Annotated in this window: 17 protein-coding genes and 1 pseudogene; 12 read left to right on the forward strand and 6 right to left on the reverse strand. The window is 58.0% G+C overall.

The window, feature by feature from the left end:
• Positions 1 to 26 precede the first annotated feature (26 nt).
• Complete coding sequence (locus CXQ82_RS15645) at positions 27 to 1,103, forward strand: DUF4062 domain-containing protein (RefSeq protein ID WP_101270495.1); 1,077 nt, start codon at positions 27 to 29, stop codon at positions 1,101 to 1,103.
• A 45-nt stretch (positions 1,104 to 1,148) separates the two neighbouring features.
• On the opposite strand, the gene CXQ82_RS31435 is transcribed toward CXQ82_RS15645, so the two are convergent.
• A complete protein-coding gene (locus CXQ82_RS31435) occupies positions 1,149 to 1,649 on the reverse strand; it encodes a hypothetical protein (protein ID WP_101270497.1) in 501 nt (166 codons plus the stop codon).
• Between the two features lie 281 nt (positions 1,650 to 1,930).
• Here CXQ82_RS31435 and CXQ82_RS31440 point away from each other — a divergent pair, with 281 nt between their 5' ends.
• Complete coding sequence (locus CXQ82_RS31440; protein ID WP_177409908.1) at positions 1,931 to 2,191, forward strand: hypothetical protein; 261 nt, start codon at positions 1,931 to 1,933, stop codon at positions 2,189 to 2,191.
• A 114-nt stretch (positions 2,192 to 2,305) separates the two neighbouring features.
• Here the strand turns inward: CXQ82_RS31440 and CXQ82_RS31265 are convergent, their stop codons facing one another.
• Complete coding sequence (locus CXQ82_RS31265; protein WP_157832165.1) at positions 2,306 to 3,814, reverse strand: hypothetical protein; 1,509 nt, start codon at positions 3,812 to 3,814, stop codon at positions 2,306 to 2,308.
• A gap of 789 nt (positions 3,815 to 4,603) precedes the next feature.
• Between CXQ82_RS31265 and CXQ82_RS15660 the strand changes: the two genes are divergently transcribed.
• Positions 4,604 to 5,161 carry a hypothetical protein gene (locus tag CXQ82_RS15660; protein WP_157832166.1) on the forward strand — a complete coding sequence of 186 codons (558 nt, stop codon included), beginning with the start codon at positions 4,604 to 4,606 and terminating at the stop codon, positions 5,159 to 5,161.
• A 71-nt stretch (positions 5,162 to 5,232) separates the two neighbouring features.
• Here CXQ82_RS15660 and CXQ82_RS31955 read toward each other — a convergent pair whose 3' ends face one another.
• On the reverse strand, positions 5,233 to 6,096 hold the full coding sequence (locus tag CXQ82_RS31955) for a methyl-accepting chemotaxis protein (RefSeq protein WP_371917362.1): 864 nt from the start codon (positions 6,094 to 6,096) through the stop codon (positions 5,233 to 5,235).
• Positions 6,091 to 6,846 (reverse strand): annotated as a pseudogene (locus CXQ82_RS31960) (MCP four helix bundle domain-containing protein); the annotation flags it as partial. The gene CXQ82_RS31955 and the pseudogene CXQ82_RS31960, both read right to left, overlap by 6 nt.
• Positions 6,847 to 7,008: 162 nt before the next feature.
• Here CXQ82_RS31960 and CXQ82_RS15670 point away from each other — a divergent pair.
• Together CXQ82_RS15670 and CXQ82_RS15675 are read left to right on the forward strand one after the other, a co-directional pair.
• The gene (locus CXQ82_RS15670; protein ID WP_101270503.1) at positions 7,009 to 8,226 is read left to right on the forward strand and encodes a multidrug effflux MFS transporter; all 1,218 of its coding nucleotides are present in this window, start codon (positions 7,009 to 7,011) and stop codon (positions 8,224 to 8,226) included.
• Positions 8,227 to 8,362: 136 nt separating this feature from the next.
• Positions 8,363 to 9,220 carry a glucose 1-dehydrogenase gene (locus CXQ82_RS15675; protein ID WP_101270505.1) on the forward strand — a complete coding sequence of 286 codons (858 nt, stop codon included), beginning with the start codon at positions 8,363 to 8,365 and terminating at the stop codon, positions 9,218 to 9,220.
• 145 nt (positions 9,221 to 9,365) lie between these two features.
• Here CXQ82_RS15675 and xerC read toward each other — a convergent pair whose 3' ends face one another.
• Together xerC and CXQ82_RS15685 are read right to left on the reverse strand one after the other, a co-directional pair.
• A complete protein-coding gene (gene xerC / locus CXQ82_RS15680; RefSeq protein ID WP_101270507.1) occupies positions 9,366 to 10,280 on the reverse strand; it encodes a tyrosine recombinase XerC in 915 nt (304 codons plus the stop codon).
• 108 nt (positions 10,281 to 10,388) lie between these two features.
• Positions 10,389 to 11,201 carry a M949_RS01915 family surface polysaccharide biosynthesis protein gene (locus tag CXQ82_RS15685; protein WP_101270509.1) on the reverse strand — a complete coding sequence of 271 codons (813 nt, stop codon included), beginning with the start codon at positions 11,199 to 11,201 and terminating at the stop codon, positions 10,389 to 10,391.
• 413 nt (positions 11,202 to 11,614) lie between these two features.
• On the opposite strand from CXQ82_RS15685, the gene arnC reads away from it, so the two are divergent.
• Genes arnC through CXQ82_RS15720 form a run of 7 tightly spaced genes read left to right on the forward strand, consistent with a single transcriptional unit; the run spans position 11,615 to position 19,294 of the window.
• Positions 11,615 to 12,652, forward strand: a complete 1,038-nt coding sequence (gene arnC, locus CXQ82_RS15690) for an undecaprenyl-phosphate 4-deoxy-4-formamido-L-arabinose transferase (protein ID WP_101270511.1) — start codon at positions 11,615 to 11,617, stop codon at positions 12,650 to 12,652.
• Entirely contained in the window at positions 12,649 to 14,640 is a 1,992-nt protein-coding gene (gene arnA, locus CXQ82_RS15695; RefSeq protein WP_101270513.1) for a bifunctional UDP-4-amino-4-deoxy-L-arabinose formyltransferase/UDP-glucuronic acid oxidase ArnA, read from the forward strand. Before arnC ends, arnA begins: the two co-directional genes overlap by 4 nt.
• A complete protein-coding gene (gene arnD, locus CXQ82_RS15700; protein ID WP_101270515.1) occupies positions 14,640 to 15,524 on the forward strand; it encodes a 4-deoxy-4-formamido-L-arabinose-phosphoundecaprenol deformylase in 885 nt (294 codons plus the stop codon). Before arnA ends, arnD begins: the two co-directional genes overlap by 1 nt.
• Positions 15,521 to 17,176: a lipid IV(A) 4-amino-4-deoxy-L-arabinosyltransferase gene (gene arnT / locus CXQ82_RS15705; protein WP_101270517.1), complete on the forward strand. Its 1,656-nt coding sequence runs from the start codon at positions 15,521 to 15,523 to the stop codon at positions 17,174 to 17,176. The genes arnD and arnT overlap by 4 nt, the downstream gene beginning before the upstream one ends.
• Positions 17,173 to 17,520 (forward strand): 4-amino-4-deoxy-L-arabinose-phosphoundecaprenol flippase subunit ArnE, encoded by a 348-nt coding sequence (gene arnE, locus CXQ82_RS15710; RefSeq protein WP_101270519.1) that lies wholly within the window; start codon positions 17,173 to 17,175, stop codon positions 17,518 to 17,520. Before arnT ends, arnE begins: the two co-directional genes overlap by 4 nt.
• Positions 17,517 to 17,918, forward strand: coding sequence for a 4-amino-4-deoxy-L-arabinose-phosphoundecaprenol flippase subunit ArnF (gene arnF / locus CXQ82_RS15715; RefSeq protein ID WP_101270522.1), 402 nt, complete (start codon positions 17,517 to 17,519; stop codon positions 17,916 to 17,918). Before arnE ends, arnF begins: the two co-directional genes overlap by 4 nt.
• On the forward strand, positions 17,915 to 19,294 hold the full coding sequence (locus tag CXQ82_RS15720) for a UDP-glucose/GDP-mannose dehydrogenase family protein (protein ID WP_101270525.1): 1,380 nt from the start codon (positions 17,915 to 17,917) through the stop codon (positions 19,292 to 19,294). The genes arnF and CXQ82_RS15720 overlap by 4 nt, the downstream gene beginning before the upstream one ends.
• Positions 19,295 to 19,297 lie beyond the last annotated feature (3 nt).

Raw genomic sequence — 19,297 nt, forward strand, 5'->3', positions numbered from 1 at the left:
GGCCTATTGCAAACACCTAAGCTCGGATGAAGCTGTGTGGGGGGTTATCTGTGAAGGTTTTTATCAGCTCCGTTGTACGTGGCTTCGAGGCATATCGAGCCTCTGCCCGAAAAGCCGTAGGGCTGCTCCAGCATCAGACCATCATGTGCGAGGATTTCGGTGCTCGACCCGACTCGTCAGAAGTCGCATGCATGACCGAGGTCGACCAGGCTGACGTGGTCATTGTGATTCTGGGGGCCGATTTTGGCTTCAAAACTCCAAGCGGGGAGTCGGTGACCCAGCAGGAATTTCGTCGTGCGAGGGCAGGTGGGAAGAGGGTGCTTGCCTTCCTTCAGGACGTTCCGGTCGAGGGGCCGCAGGAAGCGTTCAGATGGGAGGTATCGGACTATGTCGATGGGCTGTTCCGGGCGACCTTTTGCAACGAACACGAGCTGTCAGACGCTATCGTTCAGGCGCTGCATCAGCTCAACGTGACGCGTGCCGCGATTTCAGAGCACGAGTTTGTTGAGCGCCTTCAGCAGCACCAAGGTCATGGCCAGAGGCACTGGAATAATTGGAGTCGCGATACCCGCATCGAGATAGCCTTTCTGCCTCAGCCAGAACTTTCCGGTACTCTGCGCCAAGTGCATTCCGAACACGAAACGTTCTTCCTCAAGCTCTGCCAGGCGGGCTTGAGCTCAGTGAAGGACGGGTACAAGGATTTCAATCAGGGCGATTTAACCGGCATAGATGCGGGCACTGTGGCATGGCGTCACCATGATTCCGGAATGGCCTGGTTCACGGCTGCCCTCACAGCCCCCACATCCAACCATGACCCTTTTGCCGGCCATTACATTTCTCCTAGCCGAGTGCGAAAACTGGCCGAGGCTGCATTCGGATTGATCACGCATGGCCGAGGAGGGTGGTTCCAGCTTTCCCTGACTGACATCTCCTACACGCTTTTCCAAGAGCCGCCGACCGTCGTATCGAGCAGTCTCTCGATGCCGCATCGACAAGAGGAACACATTGTTGAACGGCAGCTGCTCATCCCAGCGTCACAAGCGGCCTATAACCGCTGGCTTGATGAAGTGCTTTTCAGGATGGGACGCAAGCTTACTGGGTAACCGCTGGGTGTACTCTTGGGCACCTGTGCCAGCTGCAACTTAATCCTATTGTGCGAACTGAAGGGGATCCCTAGCGGGTTGTCCGAAAAAGCTGCCAAATTTGAATTCAATATGACCAGGCTGAAGCGTGGACAAGCTGGGAAATCTTGCTTGGACTTGGGCTTCCCAGTCGAGCTCACAGAAGCGCTTGTCGGGCCAAAAATTATGCAGATCTTCAGCGACCAGCGTCTTTGCAAGTTCTCGTTCAGTCGAGTCAATTAGACACCAGGCCACAAACAGCCTTTCATCCCAATTCGCAGAGCATAAGAGGTGCACGGGTGCAAAATACCCAAGGGAGAGCTGATCGATTTCGCGATCAAAACAAAACATCCCATTTATCTGATTCAAGATTGATCCTTTGGCCGTTAGGTCGACCGCATTGAAAAACCAACCAATCGCCTGGAACTTGCTAAGCTTTAGGGACTTCTTCTGCGTAGCGGAGAGTTTACTCCTGCCAAACCAGTGCCTGGCTCGCCTCTGAGGGGATGTGAGTTCTGTTTTAGTCACTTTGACTTCCTCGTTTTGTCTTATTTGTTACATGTTGCGCGTGGAGCGATAGCTGGCGCAAGAAACGCCAGGAACGCTTTGTCTTCAAATGCCCCTTTAATGAAAACTGTCGTGTTTCAAGACCTGTCGACGCTGAAAGCGAAGATGACTACGGGGCGCTGGGTCATGCTGGTGACTTCAGCCTTTGTGCCCGGTTCGGACTCCGAGAGATCGTATTTGCTGCTTGGCCAATTCTGGAGGGCCACTACTAGGTTTAACCGTGGAATTTAGCGAAAGCAGAGATGGATATCGGCTCGCTCCAGCTGGACTCGATGATCAAACTTAACAAAAGCAACGCGCTGGCACTCACCCAGAAAATCCAGATGTGGTTAGGTCTAAGCTTGGAGACGATTGAACGCAAACCGGAAGCGGTGTCTCAAATCGCCCGTGTATCTAAGCTGGCCAACCAAGCCGGCGAGCGGTTTGCTGATTCGCTGATGCCCGTGCTGCGACATCTGGTTCGCAACGCAAGCCTCACACCGGAGCATCGTTCTGAATGCTGACACAATGTCTACCCGGGATGATTACGTTGAGAGTACGTTCATTACTTATCATGCTTGGCACGAATCTAACTATATTCAGCCGAAGGGCCATGCACGATAATGCCGAACCTCGCATTAGTTAATATATTTATTCAAACGACCAAACGGATTTGAGCGCAATACTCCTGTCTGTACCAAATCAACAAAGCAAGAATTACACCAGCTCACAATCATACCAGCACGAGGAACATTATTATCTTTGCCGGGACGAAGTATGAGATACGGCCGCCATAGAATGCATGATCGAGAATATATCCTCGCGCTGGCCCATTGGGCCGGTGGGCTCAAGCAATGTTGGTAAAACGATTCGGCATCTGATGCATCTAGATCTGCAGGACTCTTACCAGCTACTAGAACAGACCACAGGGTCAGCTTTTCGAATGCTCGAAGTTTCAGGTAGTTCGGCCTGGCGTCAACTAAAGAGCAAAACAAAGATGCTCCCGCCGTACAAAGCTCCTTGCAAATAGCGGGATTGAAAAGGGCCAACAAAAATATTATAACATTTTTAGGTAGCGGTTTTATGGCATTCTTTTTAACAAGATACAACGGGACTGGTATGGCGGATGCATCAAGCTCATTATTCAGCGACCGCTGATAGAAATGATCGATAGCAGAAAAAGACAATTGCTTGTTTGTTAGCCTTATCAGATGCTTTTTTCTCCTGCCTTTGCTATCTATCTGGACTTGCCCTGACGAGTCACGGCATCGGACGCACCCTTTCTGGGAGAGCTTTAAAAGCCTAGTCGGAGATAAACCATCGGTATCAAAACTCGGAATATAGGCCGAGGAGTAATTTATAGCTCGACGATGGAACAGCGGATGAACTTCATCAGATGAGGGGTAGGGCGGCAACTTAGAAATATTTCTCCACCTAAAAAAATATTCAAGATAATCCTCAGGCACTTCACCTAAGATAGACCCTTGCGGCGTGACGACTTTAAACCTTGCATTGTTTTTGTCTGAAAAATCAAAGCAATCCATGGTAAGACAGTCAGCACATTCCTTTAAGGGAATCTTTAGATAAAACGAAGTGGCGAACAGGAATAAACCAAGCTCTAAACCTGCCTTGCCGTCCGTTTTTTGTTTGAGTTTCCCCAGATATTGGTCGCACAAAAACTCGGTTTCATTACAGCGACATGTATCGACTCGAAGTGTTTTAGGGTGGCTACGAGAGCAATGTACTAGACCAATTGATTCAGAGTTCAACTCAAAAAATCGATTGATCACGCGCCGAACACCATCCGAGCGTAAGGGGGTGTGAAATGGGTGCCATTTCGGGTTGGCTTTTAGAACAGAATCTTTTTTTACAAACCTATTTGTAAGCTTGGATATCCATGAATTAGGAGGACTGATGCAGAAATCCAAAAAGCTTTGGACATCTTTGTTAGTTATCTCCGTAAGAGGCTTCATTACGACAATGAAACTCCAGAGCAAAAACTTTTCTAATACCGCTAATTTCCAACGAGTATGGCCAGGTGAAGCTCTTATAGAATTTCCGCAATCTGCCATCAAGGTATAGCTTTCTTGAGCCCGCAAAACCGCCGGAAGACTCTGGAGGTAAGCGTCCACCAGCTCTTTTTCCACACAAGATCGTGCGCCTGCACCAAGCGCAGGCGAGTCAGGGTGCGTCAGTAATGGATGAAACCTCAGACCCATCGGTACGTCCCAAATGTGGCCAAGCTATCGCGACAGGCTGACAGCCTTGTGCCTTAGAGATCCCAAAGTACGAAATTTATACAGTGGATCCTATGAAAGCAACCATCTGAGCTGCACAAATCGCACGTGGGATTTTTTTGTCCGATTAACTTTAGTCAACGGCCCGGGGCGTAGGAATGGCCTGTGATTGTGTTCTGAAAGTAATCTGCCAAAAAACAAAGCGTTCCGTCAGTTCTGGGATGGCTGGATTCTGTTTTCCAGTTAACTTTCGCCGGGCAGTGCTTAGGGGACAAATTTGTTCGCTGTCATCGGATACCAGAAATCAAGGGCTTGCGGCGGGCTGTTCCCGATTAAGGACTGAGCTATAAGAAGCTGGTAACTTGAGATAGTACGTCAGTTGTACGACCTAAGTGATTGCTGTGCAGAGCTTTCCGATTAACTAGCTCACGTTTCCGATTAAGTAGTGGGGGTCACATGGTTTCTGAGATCTATAGAACCCTGGGATGAAAACGGGTGAGGACGCTAGCGTAGGCTAATACATGATTTAACATAATATACATTATGCGTAACTAAATATGCGCGGCACAGGTGGGGGTGATCCGCTTTTGAGCCAGAGCTTCGCCTGCCAGCGGCTGCAACAATTCCCCCATTCGTCTTCTTGCAGACACATACCCACTGCGGCAATCTGCTAGGTTCAATCATGATGGAACCTGATCTGTGATGTTACCCGTACCAATCAACGACCCAAACCTGCAAACATTCATCGACCGATTGATGGCCGACAAGCTGGTCGCTTGCTCATCGCCGCTTAACGCTCCGTTACCGGGTGACGGCGTTCATTTTGCGGTGAACAAGATCAAGGTCAAAGGATACGAACCCTTGCGGTGTCACCACAATTGCCGGGTACACAAACTCCGTCATCAAGGTAATGTCATCTACGGCTGGAACCTCTATTCCGGGGTCATCGAAGGAAACCATGTTTACGTAGCCCAGCATCACGCTATTTGGGAAAATAATGGTCAATTCGCTGACGTTACTCCTGAATACGATGAACAGATCCGCCACGTGCAGAGCTTCACGTTTCTACCCGATAATCGTGTGCCGATCGGTCATATCGTTACGTTCAAAATTCCATCGTTGTTCATATATTGTGCCGGTATGTATTGCTGGGCTTCCGGCCTTAGTGATGACAGCAGGTTCTCTAAGGACTATTTTGAAACCATTGCGACGAGTTCAGATTTCGCCATCCAAGCGTTGAACCTCTCCTCTCGCTGACACTGATAGGGCCTGATTATTTAACTCAACTAAATGACTATTTAGTTGAGTTAATTCAATAGGTTACGAATTCAGAGCTCAAAACGCCCCACCGACTGCGACAGCTTGCCGGCCAAACCGGACAGTTCGTCGGTGGTCGAGGCAGTCTGCCCTATCACCCGGCTGTTGTTTTCCGACATGCCCGCGATCATCTCCACTTGATGGGCGATTTCATTGCTGGCCAGGCTCTGTTCCCCGATGGTGCGCGAAATGTCATTCACCAACTCGGTGGTATTCAACGTGGCCTGCAGAATTTCACGGATGGCCCGCTCGACCTCTGCAGTCACCGCCATGCCCTTGTCCACCTGAGCCACGCCCTCCTCCATGCTGGTCACGGCTTCGCGGGTGTTTTGCTGGATACGCCCGACCATGCTGGCAATTTCCTGGGTCGAGGCACTGGTGCGCCCCGCCAGGCTGCGCACTTCATCGGCGACCACCGCAAAGCCGCGGCCCTGCTCGCCGGCTCGGGCGGCTTCAATCGCGGCGTTCAAAGCCAGCAGGTTGGTCTGGTCGGCGATGCCTTTAATCACCTGGATAATGCTGTAGATCGCCTCGGACTCCTTGTCCAACGTGCGAATCACCAGGGCAGATTGTTGCGCTGAACGGGCAATGCCATCCATGTCCTTGACCACCTGGTGAATCACCCGACCACCCTCCTTGGCCAGGGTTTCAGCCTGATTGGCGCTATCCAGCGCGCGCCCTGCATGCCGGGTGATTTCCTCGATACTGGCGGTCATTTCACTGGCGGCCGCCGCCATGGTGCTGGCAGCAGCGCTTTGCTGCTGGCTGCTGCCGGCAACTTCATGGCAGCCATGGCTCAGTTGCTCGCTCATGCTGTTGACGCCATGGGCATTGCCGCGCACCACTTCGATCATGCCGCGCAGATCTCGCTGCATCGTGGCCAGGCTGCGGATCAGTGCGCCCGCTTCGTCGTTGCGCTTGGGTTCGACAATCGGCTCGCTCAAGTTGCCCCGAGCAATGCTCGCGGCAATGCGGCTGGCCGTTTGCAGCGGGCCCATGATGCTCAGGATCACCCAGCGGCCCTGGGCCAACAGCAGCAACAGGCTGGCGATCAATACCGCGCCGAGGGTCAGGTTGGCGGTACTGATGGTCTGCCGCGTTCCCGCGCTGGTCTGTTGGGTGTTGGCTTCAATCAGCTCACTCAAGGCCGCCATCTGGTCTTCCAGCGTGCTGAAAGCCTTGTTGAACGTATCCAGTTCGCCGCGCGCGGCCTCGGGGTTGTCCAAGGCCAGTGCAACGATGCGCTCGCCGGCGCTGACGTAGGTATCGAGGCTGGGCTTGATTTTTTCCAGGCTGGCCTTGAGCGTGTCGTCCAGCGGCAGCGTGAGATTGTCGCCGAGCACCTGACGAAAATGCTCGGCATGCTCCTTGAGCGAGCCGCTGACCTCAGCCTTGGTGCTGGTGCTTTTACCCAGGCCCACCAACATCGCCGACAACACATCGGCGCGCAGCGCGTCGTGCATCATGTCGGCCTCCATGTGGTTGCGCAGCACCGTCATGCTCACCTCATTGGCCTGCACGGCGTCGCCCATTCGCGTGTTGCCCAGGTACCCGGCCAGGCTCATGACCAGCGAAGCGAGCAGCCCGGTCGCAATCAACAGTATCAAGCGTAATCTGATCGTCATGCTGGCATCCCCGTACCTCGACCGCCGGCTGGGACCCCAACCGCTCACGCGTCGCTGGTAATGTTATCGGCAAGAGTTCGAAGTTAGTGAAGCCTAAGTTTGCGGATCTGCGTGTTTCCCTTAAGCTGACCGGCCTCTGCGCTGCCCGGAACTGCTCCCCCCATGTCTAGTAGGTCTAGAAGTATTGCCCACCTGGCCCTGTTGCTCGGGTTGATCACTGCCGTCGGCCCGTTTGCCATCGACATCTACCTGCCCGCGCTGCCAACCCTGGGTGCCAGCCTGCACGCCTCGCCGGCGGCGGTGCAGATGAGCCTCACGGTGTTTTTCATGATCATCGGGGTGTGCCAGCTGTTCTACGGGCCGCTCAGTGATGTGTTCGGGCGCAAGCCGCCGATCTACGCCGGGTTGGTGATCTTTGCCATCGGCAGCATCGGCTGCGCGTTGGCGCCGACCATTGAGGTGTTGATCGCCTTTCGCGCCGTGCAGGCCTTTGGTGCGTGCGCAGGCATGGTCATCCCCCGGGCGATCGTGCGCGACCTGTACACCGGCCACGAAGCAGCACGGTTGATGGCCTTGCTGATGCTGGTAATGAGCGTGTCGCCCATTCTGGCGCCGCTGGCCGGCAGCCTGGTGATCTCGCTGTGGAGCTGGCGCGAAGTGTTTGCGGTGCTCGCGGTGGTCGCCGTGCTGTGCCTGGTGATGACCATCGTCCAATTGCCCGAAACCCACCCGGCCGAGCGTCGCCTGGGCAAGACCCTGGGCAATGCGTTCAGCAGCTATGGCGCGCTGTTGCGTGACCCGGTGTTTATCGGGTTATCGGTGGTGTGCGGGTTTGGCCTGGCGACATTTTTTGTGTTCATCGGCAGCGCGCCGTTCGTATACATCGAGTACTTCGGCCTGACGCCGACCCAATTCAGCCTGTGCTTCGCGCTGAACGCCGCATCGTTTTTCGCCATGAGCCAACTGACGGCACGCCTCAGTGCGCGCTTTGGCCTGGCGCCGCTGATTCGCTGGTCAGTGGTGGCGGTTGCCGCAGTCATGGCGTTGCTGGCGGTCACCACGCTGTGGGTCGACAGCCTGGTGGTGATGATGACGCTGCTGTTTATCGGCTTCGGCTTCCTGGGCCTGCTGTTGCCGGCGGCCGGTGTGTTGTCCCTGGAGGATCACGGCGCGGTGGCCGGCTCTGCCTCGGCGCTGCTGGGCGCAATTCAGATGATCACGGCGGCGGTATCCATGAGCCTGGTCGGGGTGTTTGCCGACCACACGCCGGCGCCGATGTTGATCGGCATCGCGCTGTGTGCGCTCGCAGCAATGCTCACGGTGCTATGGACATTGCGCCGCCTGCCGGCGCACTTGGCGAGCGCACCGCCCTCGTCCTGATCGCTATTGCAAGCGCCCGTCGTGGCCGTTGGCTCAGCGCCAACCATTCGTCGGGCGTCACCGGTATCCATTACAACTATCGCCAAGCCCATCCTTACTAAACCCATAGCGTCCTTGGAACCCTATGGAGATTGAAATGACTGACTACCCACGCCCGCCCTTCGCCCCACAGGCCCAAACCGTGCCCGGCAGCCAGAAGCAAATGGACCCGTACCCCGATTGCGGTGAGCAAAGCTACAAGGGCTCGGGCCGGCTGGCCAACAAGATTGCCCTGGTGACGGGCGCCGACAGCGGCATTGGGCGCGCGGTTGCCATCGCCTTTGCCCGCGAAGGTGCCGATGTAGCCATCGCCTACCTGGATGAGCATGAAGATGCCAGGGAAACCGCGCGCTGGGTCGAAGAAGCCGGTCGCCAGTGCCTGTTGCTTCCCGGTGATATCGCGCAAAAGGCCAACTGTCAGGCGCTGGTCGACAAAACGGTCGAACAGTTCGGCCGCATCGATGTGCTGGTGAACAACGCCGCGTTCCAGATGACCCATGAAACCCTCGAAGAGATCGAGGATGAGGAATGGGTGAAGACCTTCGATATCAACATCACGGCCATGTTTCGAATCTGCAAGGCCGCGCTGCCACATATGAAGACCGGCAGTTCGATCATCAATACCAGTTCGGTCAACTCGGACATGCCCAAGCCGACCTTGCTGGCGTATGCCGCCACCAAAGGCGCGATTGCCAACTTCACCGGTGGATTGGCGCAGTTGCTGGGGCCCAAAGGCATTCGCGTCAACAGCGTAGCGCCTGGGCCGATCTGGACGCCGCTGATCGTGGCGACCATGACCGATGAAGACGTGCAGAGTTTTGGTAGCGAGACCCCGCTGGGGCGTCCGGGGCAGCCGGTTGAAGTGGCGCCGATTTATGTGTTGCTGGCGTCGGATGAGGCCAGCTATATCTCCGGATCGCGTTACGCCGTTACCGGCGGCAAGCCGATACTCTAAAGCCGTACATTGAAACAATGTGGGAGGGGGCTTGCCCCCGATTTCGGTTGCTCAGTTAACGTGTGTATCAACTGACAGATTGCAATCGGGGGCAAGCCCCCTCCCACATTTGATTCTTATCTCTTCAGAAAAATTTGCGGGTCGACTACAGGTCAAACCTGTCCACCGCCCGCCGCCGCTCATTATCGTCACGTACGTCATAGCTGGCGGTGGTCTGGATGTTGGTGTGGTGCGCCAGCTTTTGCGCGATCGACAGGTCATGCTCCTCGATCACGCGGGTAATGAACGAGCGACGGAAGTCATGGGGCATGATTTTTACGCCCACCTGCTCGCCACGCTGGCGCGCGATGTAGTAGATCGCGTGCTTGGTGATGCGCTCGCGGGTTATATGGCTGCCCCGGCGGATACGGTTGAACAGGAAGCTGTCGTCCTGTTCGCCCTCTTTGAGCTGCTCACGCCGAAACGCCAGCCACGCCTGCAATTTGGCGAAGGCCCAGTCGGGCGCGTATTTGATCAGTTCCTTATTGCCCTTGCCGATCACCCGCAAGCTGCGTTCGTCGAAGTTGATCTGGGCCAAGTCAAGGTTGACCGATTCGGACTTGCGCATGCCGGAGCCATACAAAATACCGATCACCGCCGCGTCCCGCAGGCCCTGCGGGCGTGGGTCGGCCGCGCAAACGTCCATCATTTCGCGGATCAGCGTGCGGCGCAGGTTACGGCCCTTGCCCAGGCGGCTGCCGGCGGCGGCCTTGACCATGCGCATGCGCAACAGGTGTTCCTGGCTGATCAGGTTCAATCGCCAGGCTTCGTTCATGACCCCGCGCACCGCATTCACGTACAGCGACGAGGTATTCGGCGCATAACCGTCCTCGCGCAAGGCCGCAACCAGGGCGATCACGTGTTCAGGTTGCAGCAGGTGCCAGGCAATGTCTTCGAGGTTGATGTCCTCGAAGCCCAGGCGGTCGGCGGCGTCTTGCAGCACGTAGCGCATGGTCAGTTGGCTGGAGGGAGCCAGGCGGGTGAGATAAAGGGTCAGAGGGTCGCGGATAGACTCAGTCAAGGTAAATCAGCCTTTGGATTAAATACCTCGAGCAAGCCATTGTTTAATCGAGGTATTTAGTGAATTGGCGAAGGCTGAGTCTATCCCAGGTGCAGCCTGGGTACCAAATCACGGCGCGATATCTTCCTCTTCGACCGGGTCTTGCGGCTGGGTCTGGGTCTGGCTCCATTCGGTGTCCTGCTTCTGCATCAGCGCGAACCAGTGCTGGCGCATAAAGGTCAGGTAAGCCTCCGGGGCCTTGGCAAAATCCTTCTCATCGCCATAACAACCCGGCAATGGCAGCTCGGTGCCCTGCTCCTTGTACTGGCTGACCAACGCCTGCTGGCCGGCAATGCTGCAATCCTTGGGCAGCGGCATGCCGCGTAGCGCCCCGGCCTCTTCGTCCCACCAACTGGCGCCCACTCGGTCGACGCCGCGCAGGCGGAACTTCTGGGATTTGCCCACATGCATGATCAGCTTGAACTCATTGGGGCTGACATCGCTGGTGCAGGTGCGCGAATAACCCACGGTGGCCTGGGTGACCCCGTCGCCGGCGAGGTCGGTAACCTTGGTGGCGGCCATGTCGAAGCGCAGCGCTGCGTCGAATTCGCAATGCTGCACATCGTCGTAGAGCATCCACACGCGCTTGGGGCGATTGCCGTCGATCAGGTACTGGGCTGCATATACAAATGCCGACTGGGTGCCGTCGTCATCACGCTCGCTGACTTGTTCGGCGAGCACCAGCAGGTTCTTGCCCTGTTGATCATCCCAGGTATACGCAGCGATCTGCTTGCCGCGCACTTCCACACCGTCCGGAACCTGGTCGATGCTGGTCAGCGCTACCCCCTCATCGGCCCGCACGGTGGTGACACACGCAACGGTCATCAACAAACCCATCAACACTGGCCGCAACTGGCCGCGTAAAAGCTGCACGCTATTCATCCGACTACCCTGGCAAGAGACGGCTTACTTTACCGGCACTTGAGGCGTATTGCAGAGAAGATTCTTGAATAAAATTGGCTGGATCGCAAACCCCGCCAGCGTTGAACGAAATGCCCTACAGGCAGTTCCTAGTGTCCTATGCAAACAAAGGCGGCAATGCCTTAGTTATCTAGCTGAACCCTAGCTGTCTACCTGTCAAATAAACGAGTTTTTCATCTGTCTTTCATATCTGTTCCACATGTTTGCGCTTAATCTTAAACACAGCACTTCATGGCAAACCGCGCTTTACCGACTAACCTGTTGATTACGCTTCACCTTTCACGCCGCCTTTTTATCTGCGGGGTGCCTGTTTGCCCGATGATTGCTGCTGTTTTCACGCACCAAGTTGCTCTAACCCCCGAGGTCATGAATCTTTGAAACCCTACCCTATTCATTGTGTGTCGATCGTCATACCGGTCTACAACGAACAAGAAAGCCTGCCTGAATTGCTGCGCCGCACCACGGCAGCCTGCAAGCAACTGGCCTACGAATACGAAATCATCCTGGTGGATGACGGTAGCCGTGACAACTCTGCCCAATTGCTGGAAGACGCTGCCGCCGAAGATGGCAGCAACGTGGTGGCGGTGATCCTCAACCGCAACTATGGCCAGCATGCAGCGATCATGGCCGGTTTCGAGCAATGCCGGGGTGAGGTGGTGATTACCCTCGACGCCGATTTGCAAAACCCGCCCGAAGAAATCCCGCGCCTGGTCGAACAAGCCGCCCTGGGCTACGACGTGGTTGCCACGGTACGCAACAATCGCCAGGACTCGGCCTTTCGCCGCTGGCCGTCACGCTTGATCAACCTGGCCGTGCAACGTTCTACCGGCGTAGCCATGACCGACTACGGTTGCATGCTGCGCGCCTACCGCCGCACCATCGTCGACGCCATGCTCGCCTGCCGGGAGCGCAGCACCTTTATCCCGATCCTGGCCAACGGCTTTGCCCGTCACACCACCGAAATCCTGGTGCATCACGCCGAGCGTGAACACGGCGAGTCCAAATACAGCGCCATGCGCCTGATCAGCCTGATGTTCGACCTGCTGACCTGCATGACCACCACGCCGCTGCGCCTGCTGTCCATCGTCGGCTTCAGCCTGGCCGCCCTGGGCATGCTGTTCGCCTTCGCGCTGATCATCCTGCGCCTGGCCTTTGGTGCCGAATGGGCCGGCGACGGCATGTTCGTGCTGTTCGCCGTGCTGTTCGTGTTCACCGGCGGCCAGTTCATCGGCATGGGCCTCTTGGGTGAATACCTGGGCCGCATGTACAGCGATGTGCGCGCCCGCCCGCGGTTCTTTATTGAGAAAGTGCTGCGCAACCAACCGGCAGCACCGGCTCCAGTCGTCGTGGTTGACGGCCTGGTGTCCTCCCATACCACTTCTACCTCTCCTTCCGATCAGGTTTCGTCATGAATTCAAAAGCTGTTGTCTTCGCCTACCACGATATTGGCTGTGCAGGCATTGAAGCCCTGCTCAATGCGGGTTACGAAATTGCTGCCGTGTTCACCCATGCCGACGACCCCAAGGAAAACAACTTCTACGGCTCCGTCGCCCAGTTGTGCGCGCGCAACGGCATACCCGTGCACGCCCCGGAAGACGCTAACCACCCGCTGTGGATCGAGCGTATCGCCAAGCTCAACCCGGACTACATTTTCTCCTTCTACTACCGCAACCTGCTTAGCGAGCCGCTGTTGGCGACGGCCAGCAAAGGCGCGTTCAACCTGCACGGCTCGTTGCTGCCAAAGTACCGTGGCCGCGCACCGGCCAACTGGGTGCTGGTCAACGGCGAAACCGAAACCGGCGTAACCCTGCACCGCATGGTCAAGCGTGCCGATGCCGGCGCCATCCTGGCCCAGCAAAAAGTCATCATCGAACGCAGCGACACCGGCCTGAGCCTGCACGCCAAGCTGCGTGACGCCGCCACCAGCCTGCTGCGCGATGCCCTGCCGCAATTGGCCCAAGGCAAGCTGAGCGAAACCGCCCAGGACCAAAGCCAGGCCACTTACTTCGGCCGCCGTACCGCCGCCGATGGCAAGCTGGACTGGAAAAAACCGGCCGAGGAACTCTTCAACCTGGTCCGCGCCGTGACCCAGCCTTACCCGGGCGCCTTCTGCGCCGTGGGCGAGCACAAGTTGATCGTGTGGCAGGCTGAAGTGGCCAAGGGCAACGAGGGTCTGGCGCCGGGCCGTGTGATCAGCGTCAACCCGCTGCGCATCGCCTGCGGTGAAGACTCCCTGGTGGTCAAGTTCGGCCAGCGCAACGACAACGGCCTGTACCTGGCCGGCCCGTCGCTGGCCAATGAACTGGGCCTGGTGGACGGCTCGGTATTGCGCGGCGCCGAGTCGGGTCGCAAGCCACGCCGCACCCGCGTGCTGATCCTGGGTGTGAACGGTTTTATCGGTAACCACCTGTCCGAGCGCCTGCTACGTGACGACCGTTACGAAGTCTACGGCCTGGACATCGGCTCCGACGCCATCGAGCGCCTGCGCAGCCACCCGAATTTCCATTACGTGGAAGGCGACATCAGCATCCACACCGAGTGGATCGAGTACCACATCAAGAAGTGCGACGTGGTATTGCCGCTGGTGGCCATCGCCACACCGATCGAATACACCCGCAACCCGCTGCGCGTGTTCGAGCTGGACTTCGAAGAAAACCTCAAGCTGGTACGCTACTGCGTCAAGTACAACAAGCGCGTGATCTTCCCGTCGACCTCCGAAGTCTACGGCATGTGCCAAGACCAATATTTCGACGAAGACACCTCCAACCTGGTGGTGGGCCCGGTCAACAAGCAACGCTGGATCTACTCGGTGTCCAAGCAACTACTCGACCGCGTGATCTGGGCTTACGGCGACAAAGGCCTGAAGTTCACCCTGTTCCGTCCCTTCAACTGGATGGGCCCGCGCCTCGACCGCCTGGACTCGGCACGTATCGGCAGCTCCCGTGCGATCACCCAGCTGATCCTGAACCTGGTGGAAGGCACGCCGATCCGCCTGTTCGACGGTGGCGAACAGAAGCGCTGCTTCACTGACATCGCCGACGGCATCGAAGCCCTGGCGCGCATCATTGATAACGACAATGGGGTGTGCGACGGCCAGATCATCAACATCGGCAACCCGGAAAACGAAGCCAGCATCCGCCAGTTGGGCGAAGAACTGCTGCGTCAGTTCGAAGCCCACCCGCTGCGTGGCAACTTCCCGCCGTTCGCCGGTTTCCGCGACGTAGAAAGCAAGGCGTTCTACGGCACCGGCTACCAGGACGTGGCGCACCGCAAACCAAGCATCGAAAACGCCAAGCGCCTGCTGAACTGGGAGCCGACCGTGGAGATGAGCGAAACCATTGGCAACACCCTGGATTTCTTCCTGCGTGAAGCCATGCTCGAAATCGCGGACAAAAAGTAATGGAGGCAGGCCTTCGCATCGACGTCGACACCTACCGCGGCACCCGTGAAGGTGTGCCGCGGTTGCTCGACACCCTGGACGAAGCTGGGGTCAAGGCGACGTTCTTCTTCAGTGTCGGGCCGGACAACATGGGGCGCCACTTGTGGCGCCTGATCCGCCCGCAGTTCCTGTGGAAGATGCTGCGCTCCAACGCCGTTGGCCTGTATGGCCTGGATATCCTGCTGGCCGGGACTGCCTGGCCGGGCAAGCCGATCGGCCGCGACCTGGGGCACTTGATGCGCCAGGCCAAGGCCGCCGGGCATGAGGTGGGCCTGCACGCATGGGACCACCACGGCTGGCAGGCCAACACCGGGCGCTGGAACGAAGCCCAACTGATCGAGCAGATCCGGCGCGGCGTCGACACCCTGAGCGACATCCTGGGTGAGCGCGTCGATTGCTCAGCTGCCGCCGGTTGGCGTGCCGATGAGCGCGTGGTGCAGGCCAAGCAAGGTTTTAACTTTCGCTATAACAGCGATTGCCGGGGTACCAGCCTGTTTCGGCCGACATTGGCCGATGGCAGCGCGGGGACGCCACAGATTCCGGTAGACCTGCCGACCTTCGACGAAGTCGTCGGGCCGGTGGTGGCTGCCAAAGACTTCAATGACTTCATCCTCAATCGCTTTGAGGAACACAAGCTCAACGTCTACACCATCCACGCAGAAGTAGAAGGGATTCTGATGGCCAATGATTTCCGCCAGTTGCTCGCCCAGGCCGGGCAGCGCGGCATTCACTTCAAACCGCTGGGCGACCTGCTGCCCGCCGACCTGACCACCCTGCCCCAGCAACAGCTGGTGCGCGGCGCCTTGAGTGGCCGAGAGGGTTGGCTCGGAGTGCAACAGGCATGATCCGTCGTTGGGCCCTGCCCCTGCTCCTGCTGGCGTTTGGCGTGTTTTATCTGCTGCCGCTGGCCACCCATGGCCTGTGGATTCCGGATGAAACCCGCTACGCGCAAATCAGCCAGGAAATGCTGCTGACCGGCAAGTGGGCCTCGCCGCACTTCATGGGCATTCGCTACTTCGAAAAACCGGCTGCCGGCTACTGGATGATAGCGCTGGGCCAGGCGATTTTCGGTCAGAACCTGTTTGGTGTGCGTTTCGCCTCGGCCCTGAGCACCGGCTTAAGCATCCTGCTGGTGTACCTGGTGTCGCGCCGCTTGTGGAACGACCCGCAAAAGAGCCTGGTCAGTACCGTGCTCTACATGAGCTTTGTCAGCGTCGCGGCGTTGGGCGGGTATGCCAACCTCGACCCGCAGTTCACCTTCTGGGTCAACTTGACCGGCGTGGCCTTGTGGTTCTGCTTCGACAGCACTACCCGCAATGGGCGTTTGGGCGCCTGGGCACTGCTCGGTTTTGCCTGCGGCATGGGCTTTATGACCAAGGGCTTCCTGGCGTGGTTGTTGCCGGTGTTGATCGCCCTGCCCTACGCGCTCTGGCAGAAACGCTTTCGCGAACTGCTGGGTTATGGCGTGGTTGCCGTGGTGGTGGCGATAGTCGTCAGCCTGCCATGGGCCCTGACCGTGCACCTGCAAGAGCCGGACTACTGGAACTTCTTCTTCTGGCACGAGCACATTCAGCGCTTTGCCGGCGACGACGCCCAGCACAGCGAGCCGTTCTGGTATTACCTGCCGCTGCTGGTGGCGTTCAGCCTGCCGTGGGTGGCGTTGCTGCCGTCGACGCTCAAACAGGCGTGGCTGGACAAGCGCACGGCAAAAATCGGCTTTGTATTGCTGTGGCTGTTGATGCCCCTGGCGTTTTTCAGCCTGGCCAAAGGCAAACTGCCCTCCTACATCATGCCGTGCCTGCTGCCCCTGGCGTTGCTGATGGGCCACACCCTGGCCGACAAACTCGCGGCGGGGCGTGAGCGTGCCCTGCGCATCAACGGCGTGTTGAACCTGGTGATTGGCGTCGCTGCATTGCTGGCGCTGACCTGGTTCCAACTGAAAAAGCCGGTGTATGAGCACGGCCACGAAACCCTCAGCCTGGTGCTGGTGTTTGCCTTCCTGTTCGGCTGGATCATCGTCAACCTGCTGCAGGCCGCACGGCCGTTGAAACTGTGGGCCGCGCCGGTGCTCGGCAGTTGGCTGCTGGTGGCCCTGGTGCCGGCCGCGTTGCCGCACTCGGTGGTCTACAACAAGACCCCGGATCAATTCATCATCGACCATCTGCAGGAGCTACGCCCGGCCACGGCGTTGTTGAGCAATGACCTGGGCGCCGCCTCGGCCTTGTCCTGGCGCCTGGCGCGACCGGATGTGACGCTTTACAACACCGTCGGCGAAGTGAAATACGGCCTCGCCTATCCGGATGCCGGCCATCACCAGGTAGATACCCGCCAAGTCCAGCAGTGGATGAGCGATGCGCGCAAAAAAGGTTCGGTCGGCGTGGTGATGCGCGTTAAAGGTGACGACGAAATTGCCGAAGTTGCTTTGCTGCCCACTGATGGTCAGCGCTACGAGCAAGGCAATATCGTGATTCTGATCTTCCCGCAGGTGACCCCATGATCACCCTGCTGTTGTTATTGACCGCGTGCCTGCTGACCTGCATGGGCCAGGTGTCGCAAAAGTTTGCCGTGGAAAGCTGGCGCGACCTGCCGGACGGTTGGGCGCTGAAACTGCGCTCACCGTGGCTGTGGTCGGCGCTGGTGTGCCTGGGCCTCGGCCTGCTGGTGTGGCTGCTGGTGCTGCAGCGCCTGGAGGTGGGGATTGCCTACCCCATGCTCAGCCTGAATTTTGTACTGGTCACATTGGTCGCGCACTTTGTGTTTCATGAACACATCGACCGCCGCCACTGGCTGGGCGTGGTGCTGGTCATCGCCGGTGTCGCGCTGCTGGGGCGTCAGGTATGAGCCGGGTCCAAGGCTTTACCCTCGCCCTGGGCAGCGTCGGCCTGGTCAGTGCGGCCCAGTTGGGCATGCGCTGGAGCATGACCCGCCTGCCGCTGCCTGACCAATGGCTCAGTGTGCAGATCGATCTCGGCGCACTCGCGGTGGTGTTTCTGGCGATCCTGGCTTATGCCCTGTCGATGCTTTGCTGGCTCGGCGCGCTCAAACACCTGCCACTGGGCCGCGCCTACTCGCTACTGAGCATCAGCTACGCGCTGGTGTATTTGCTGGCCGCCAGCCTGCCGGTATTCAACGAACACTTTTCGCTTTCAAAAACCCTGGGGGTGGCGTTGGTCATCCTCGGTGTGCTGGTCATCAACTCTCGTCGTGCTAGCGCTACAAGTCCCAGGAATGCCCCATGAAAATCAGTGTATTTGGTAGTGGTTACGTCGGCCTGGTACAGGCCACCGTATTAGCCGAAGTCGGTCACGATGTGATCTGCATGGACGTCGATCAAAATAAGGTCAAGCTGCTGCAGCAGGGCCATGTGAGCATCTTCGAGCCGGGGCTGGCGGCCATGGTCAAGGAGAACCTGGAAAGCGGGCGGCTGCATTTCACCTTTGATGAGAAACTCGCCGTCGAGCACGGCGAAGTGCTGTTTATCGCCGTGGGCACACCGTCGGACGAAGACGGCTCGGCCGACCTCAAATACGTGTTGTCGGTGGGTGATGCCGTGGCCCGCCATCGTACCCAGCCGGTGATCCTGGTGGAAAAGTCCACCGTGCCGGTGGGCACCGGCGACACCCTGCGCGCGCATATCGAAAAGGCCCTGCACCTGGCGGGCCGGCACCTGGAGTTCGATATCGTCTCCAACCCGGAATTCCTCAAGGAAGGCTCGGCCGTTGCCGACTGCCGCCGCCCGGACCGCATCATCATTGGCTGTGAGCGCGAAGAAGTGCGCGAGGTGATGCGCGACCTGTACGCGCCGTTCAACCGCAACCATGACCGCATCATCTTCATGGACCTGCGCAGCGCCGAGCTGACCAAGTACGCCGCCAACTGCATGCTGGCGACCAAGATCAGCTTTATCAACCAAATCGCCGAGCTGGCCGAGCACCTGGGCGCGGACATCGAAGCCGTGCGCCTGGGGATCGGCGCCGACTCACGTATCGGCTACCACTTCATCTACCCCGGTTGCGGCTACGGCGGCTCATGTTTTCCCAAGGACATGCGCGCCTTGATCCACAGCGCCAAGCAGGCCAACTGCTCCAGCGACCTGTTGGAAGCCGTGGAAGCCATCAACCAGCGCCAGAAGAGCAAACTGTTCGAGCGCATCAATGCATTCTTCAAGGGCAACCTGCGCGGCAAGACCTTCGCCTTGTGGGGCCTGGCATTCAAGCCCAACACCGACGACATGCGCGATGCGCCAAGCCGGGTGCTGATGGAGGCCCTGTGGGCAGCCGGCGCCAGCGTGCGCGCCTTCGACCCGGAAGCCATGCAGGAAACCCAGCGTATCTACGCCGATGAAGAACGGCTGATGCTCATGGGCACCCCGGAATCCACCTTGGTTGGCGCGGATGCGCTGATCGTCTGCACCGAATGGCAGCAGTTCAAGGCACCCGACTTTGACTTGATCCACCAGCGCCTGAAAACACCGGTGATCTTCGATGGGCGCAACCTGTACGACGGCGAACGCCTGGCGCGCAAGGGCTTCCAGTATTTCCCGATTGGCCGCGGGGACTCCTGCCAACTGCCGATTCCCCAGCAGCAGTGGACGCCGCAGGTTGTGGAAGCCTGATAC

The organism is Pseudomonas sp. S09G 359 (assembly GCF_002843605.1).
GTDB lineage: Bacteria > Pseudomonadota > Gammaproteobacteria > Pseudomonadales > Pseudomonadaceae > Aquipseudomonas.

Bases quoted from the DNA above. Each gene is read 5' to 3' on its own strand.
- CXQ82_RS15645 (WP_101270495.1), top strand. From the start codon at position 27: ATGAAGCTGTGTGGGGGGTTATCTGTGAAGGTTTTTATCAGCTCCGTT.
- CXQ82_RS31440 (WP_177409908.1), top strand. From the start codon at position 1,931: ATGGATATCGGCTCGCTCCAGCTGGACTCGATGATCAAACTTAACAAA.
- CXQ82_RS31955 (WP_371917362.1), bottom strand. From the start codon at position 6,096: ATGCAGCGAGATCTGCGCGGCATGATCGAAGTGGTGCGCGGCAATGCC.
- CXQ82_RS15670 (WP_101270503.1), top strand. From the start codon at position 7,009: ATGTCTAGTAGGTCTAGAAGTATTGCCCACCTGGCCCTGTTGCTCGGG.
- CXQ82_RS15675 (WP_101270505.1), top strand. From the start codon at position 8,363: ATGACTGACTACCCACGCCCGCCCTTCGCCCCACAGGCCCAAACCGTG.
- CXQ82_RS15685 (WP_101270509.1), bottom strand. From the start codon at position 11,201: ATGAATAGCGTGCAGCTTTTACGCGGCCAGTTGCGGCCAGTGTTGATG.
- arnA (WP_101270513.1), top strand. From the start codon at position 12,649: ATGAATTCAAAAGCTGTTGTCTTCGCCTACCACGATATTGGCTGTGCA.
- arnD (WP_101270515.1), top strand. From the start codon at position 14,640: ATGGAGGCAGGCCTTCGCATCGACGTCGACACCTACCGCGGCACCCGT.
- arnT (WP_101270517.1), top strand. From the start codon at position 15,521: ATGATCCGTCGTTGGGCCCTGCCCCTGCTCCTGCTGGCGTTTGGCGTG.
- arnE (WP_101270519.1), top strand. From the start codon at position 17,173: ATGATCACCCTGCTGTTGTTATTGACCGCGTGCCTGCTGACCTGCATG.
- arnF (WP_101270522.1), top strand. From the start codon at position 17,517: ATGAGCCGGGTCCAAGGCTTTACCCTCGCCCTGGGCAGCGTCGGCCTG.
- CXQ82_RS15720 (WP_101270525.1), top strand. From the start codon at position 17,915: ATGAAAATCAGTGTATTTGGTAGTGGTTACGTCGGCCTGGTACAGGCC.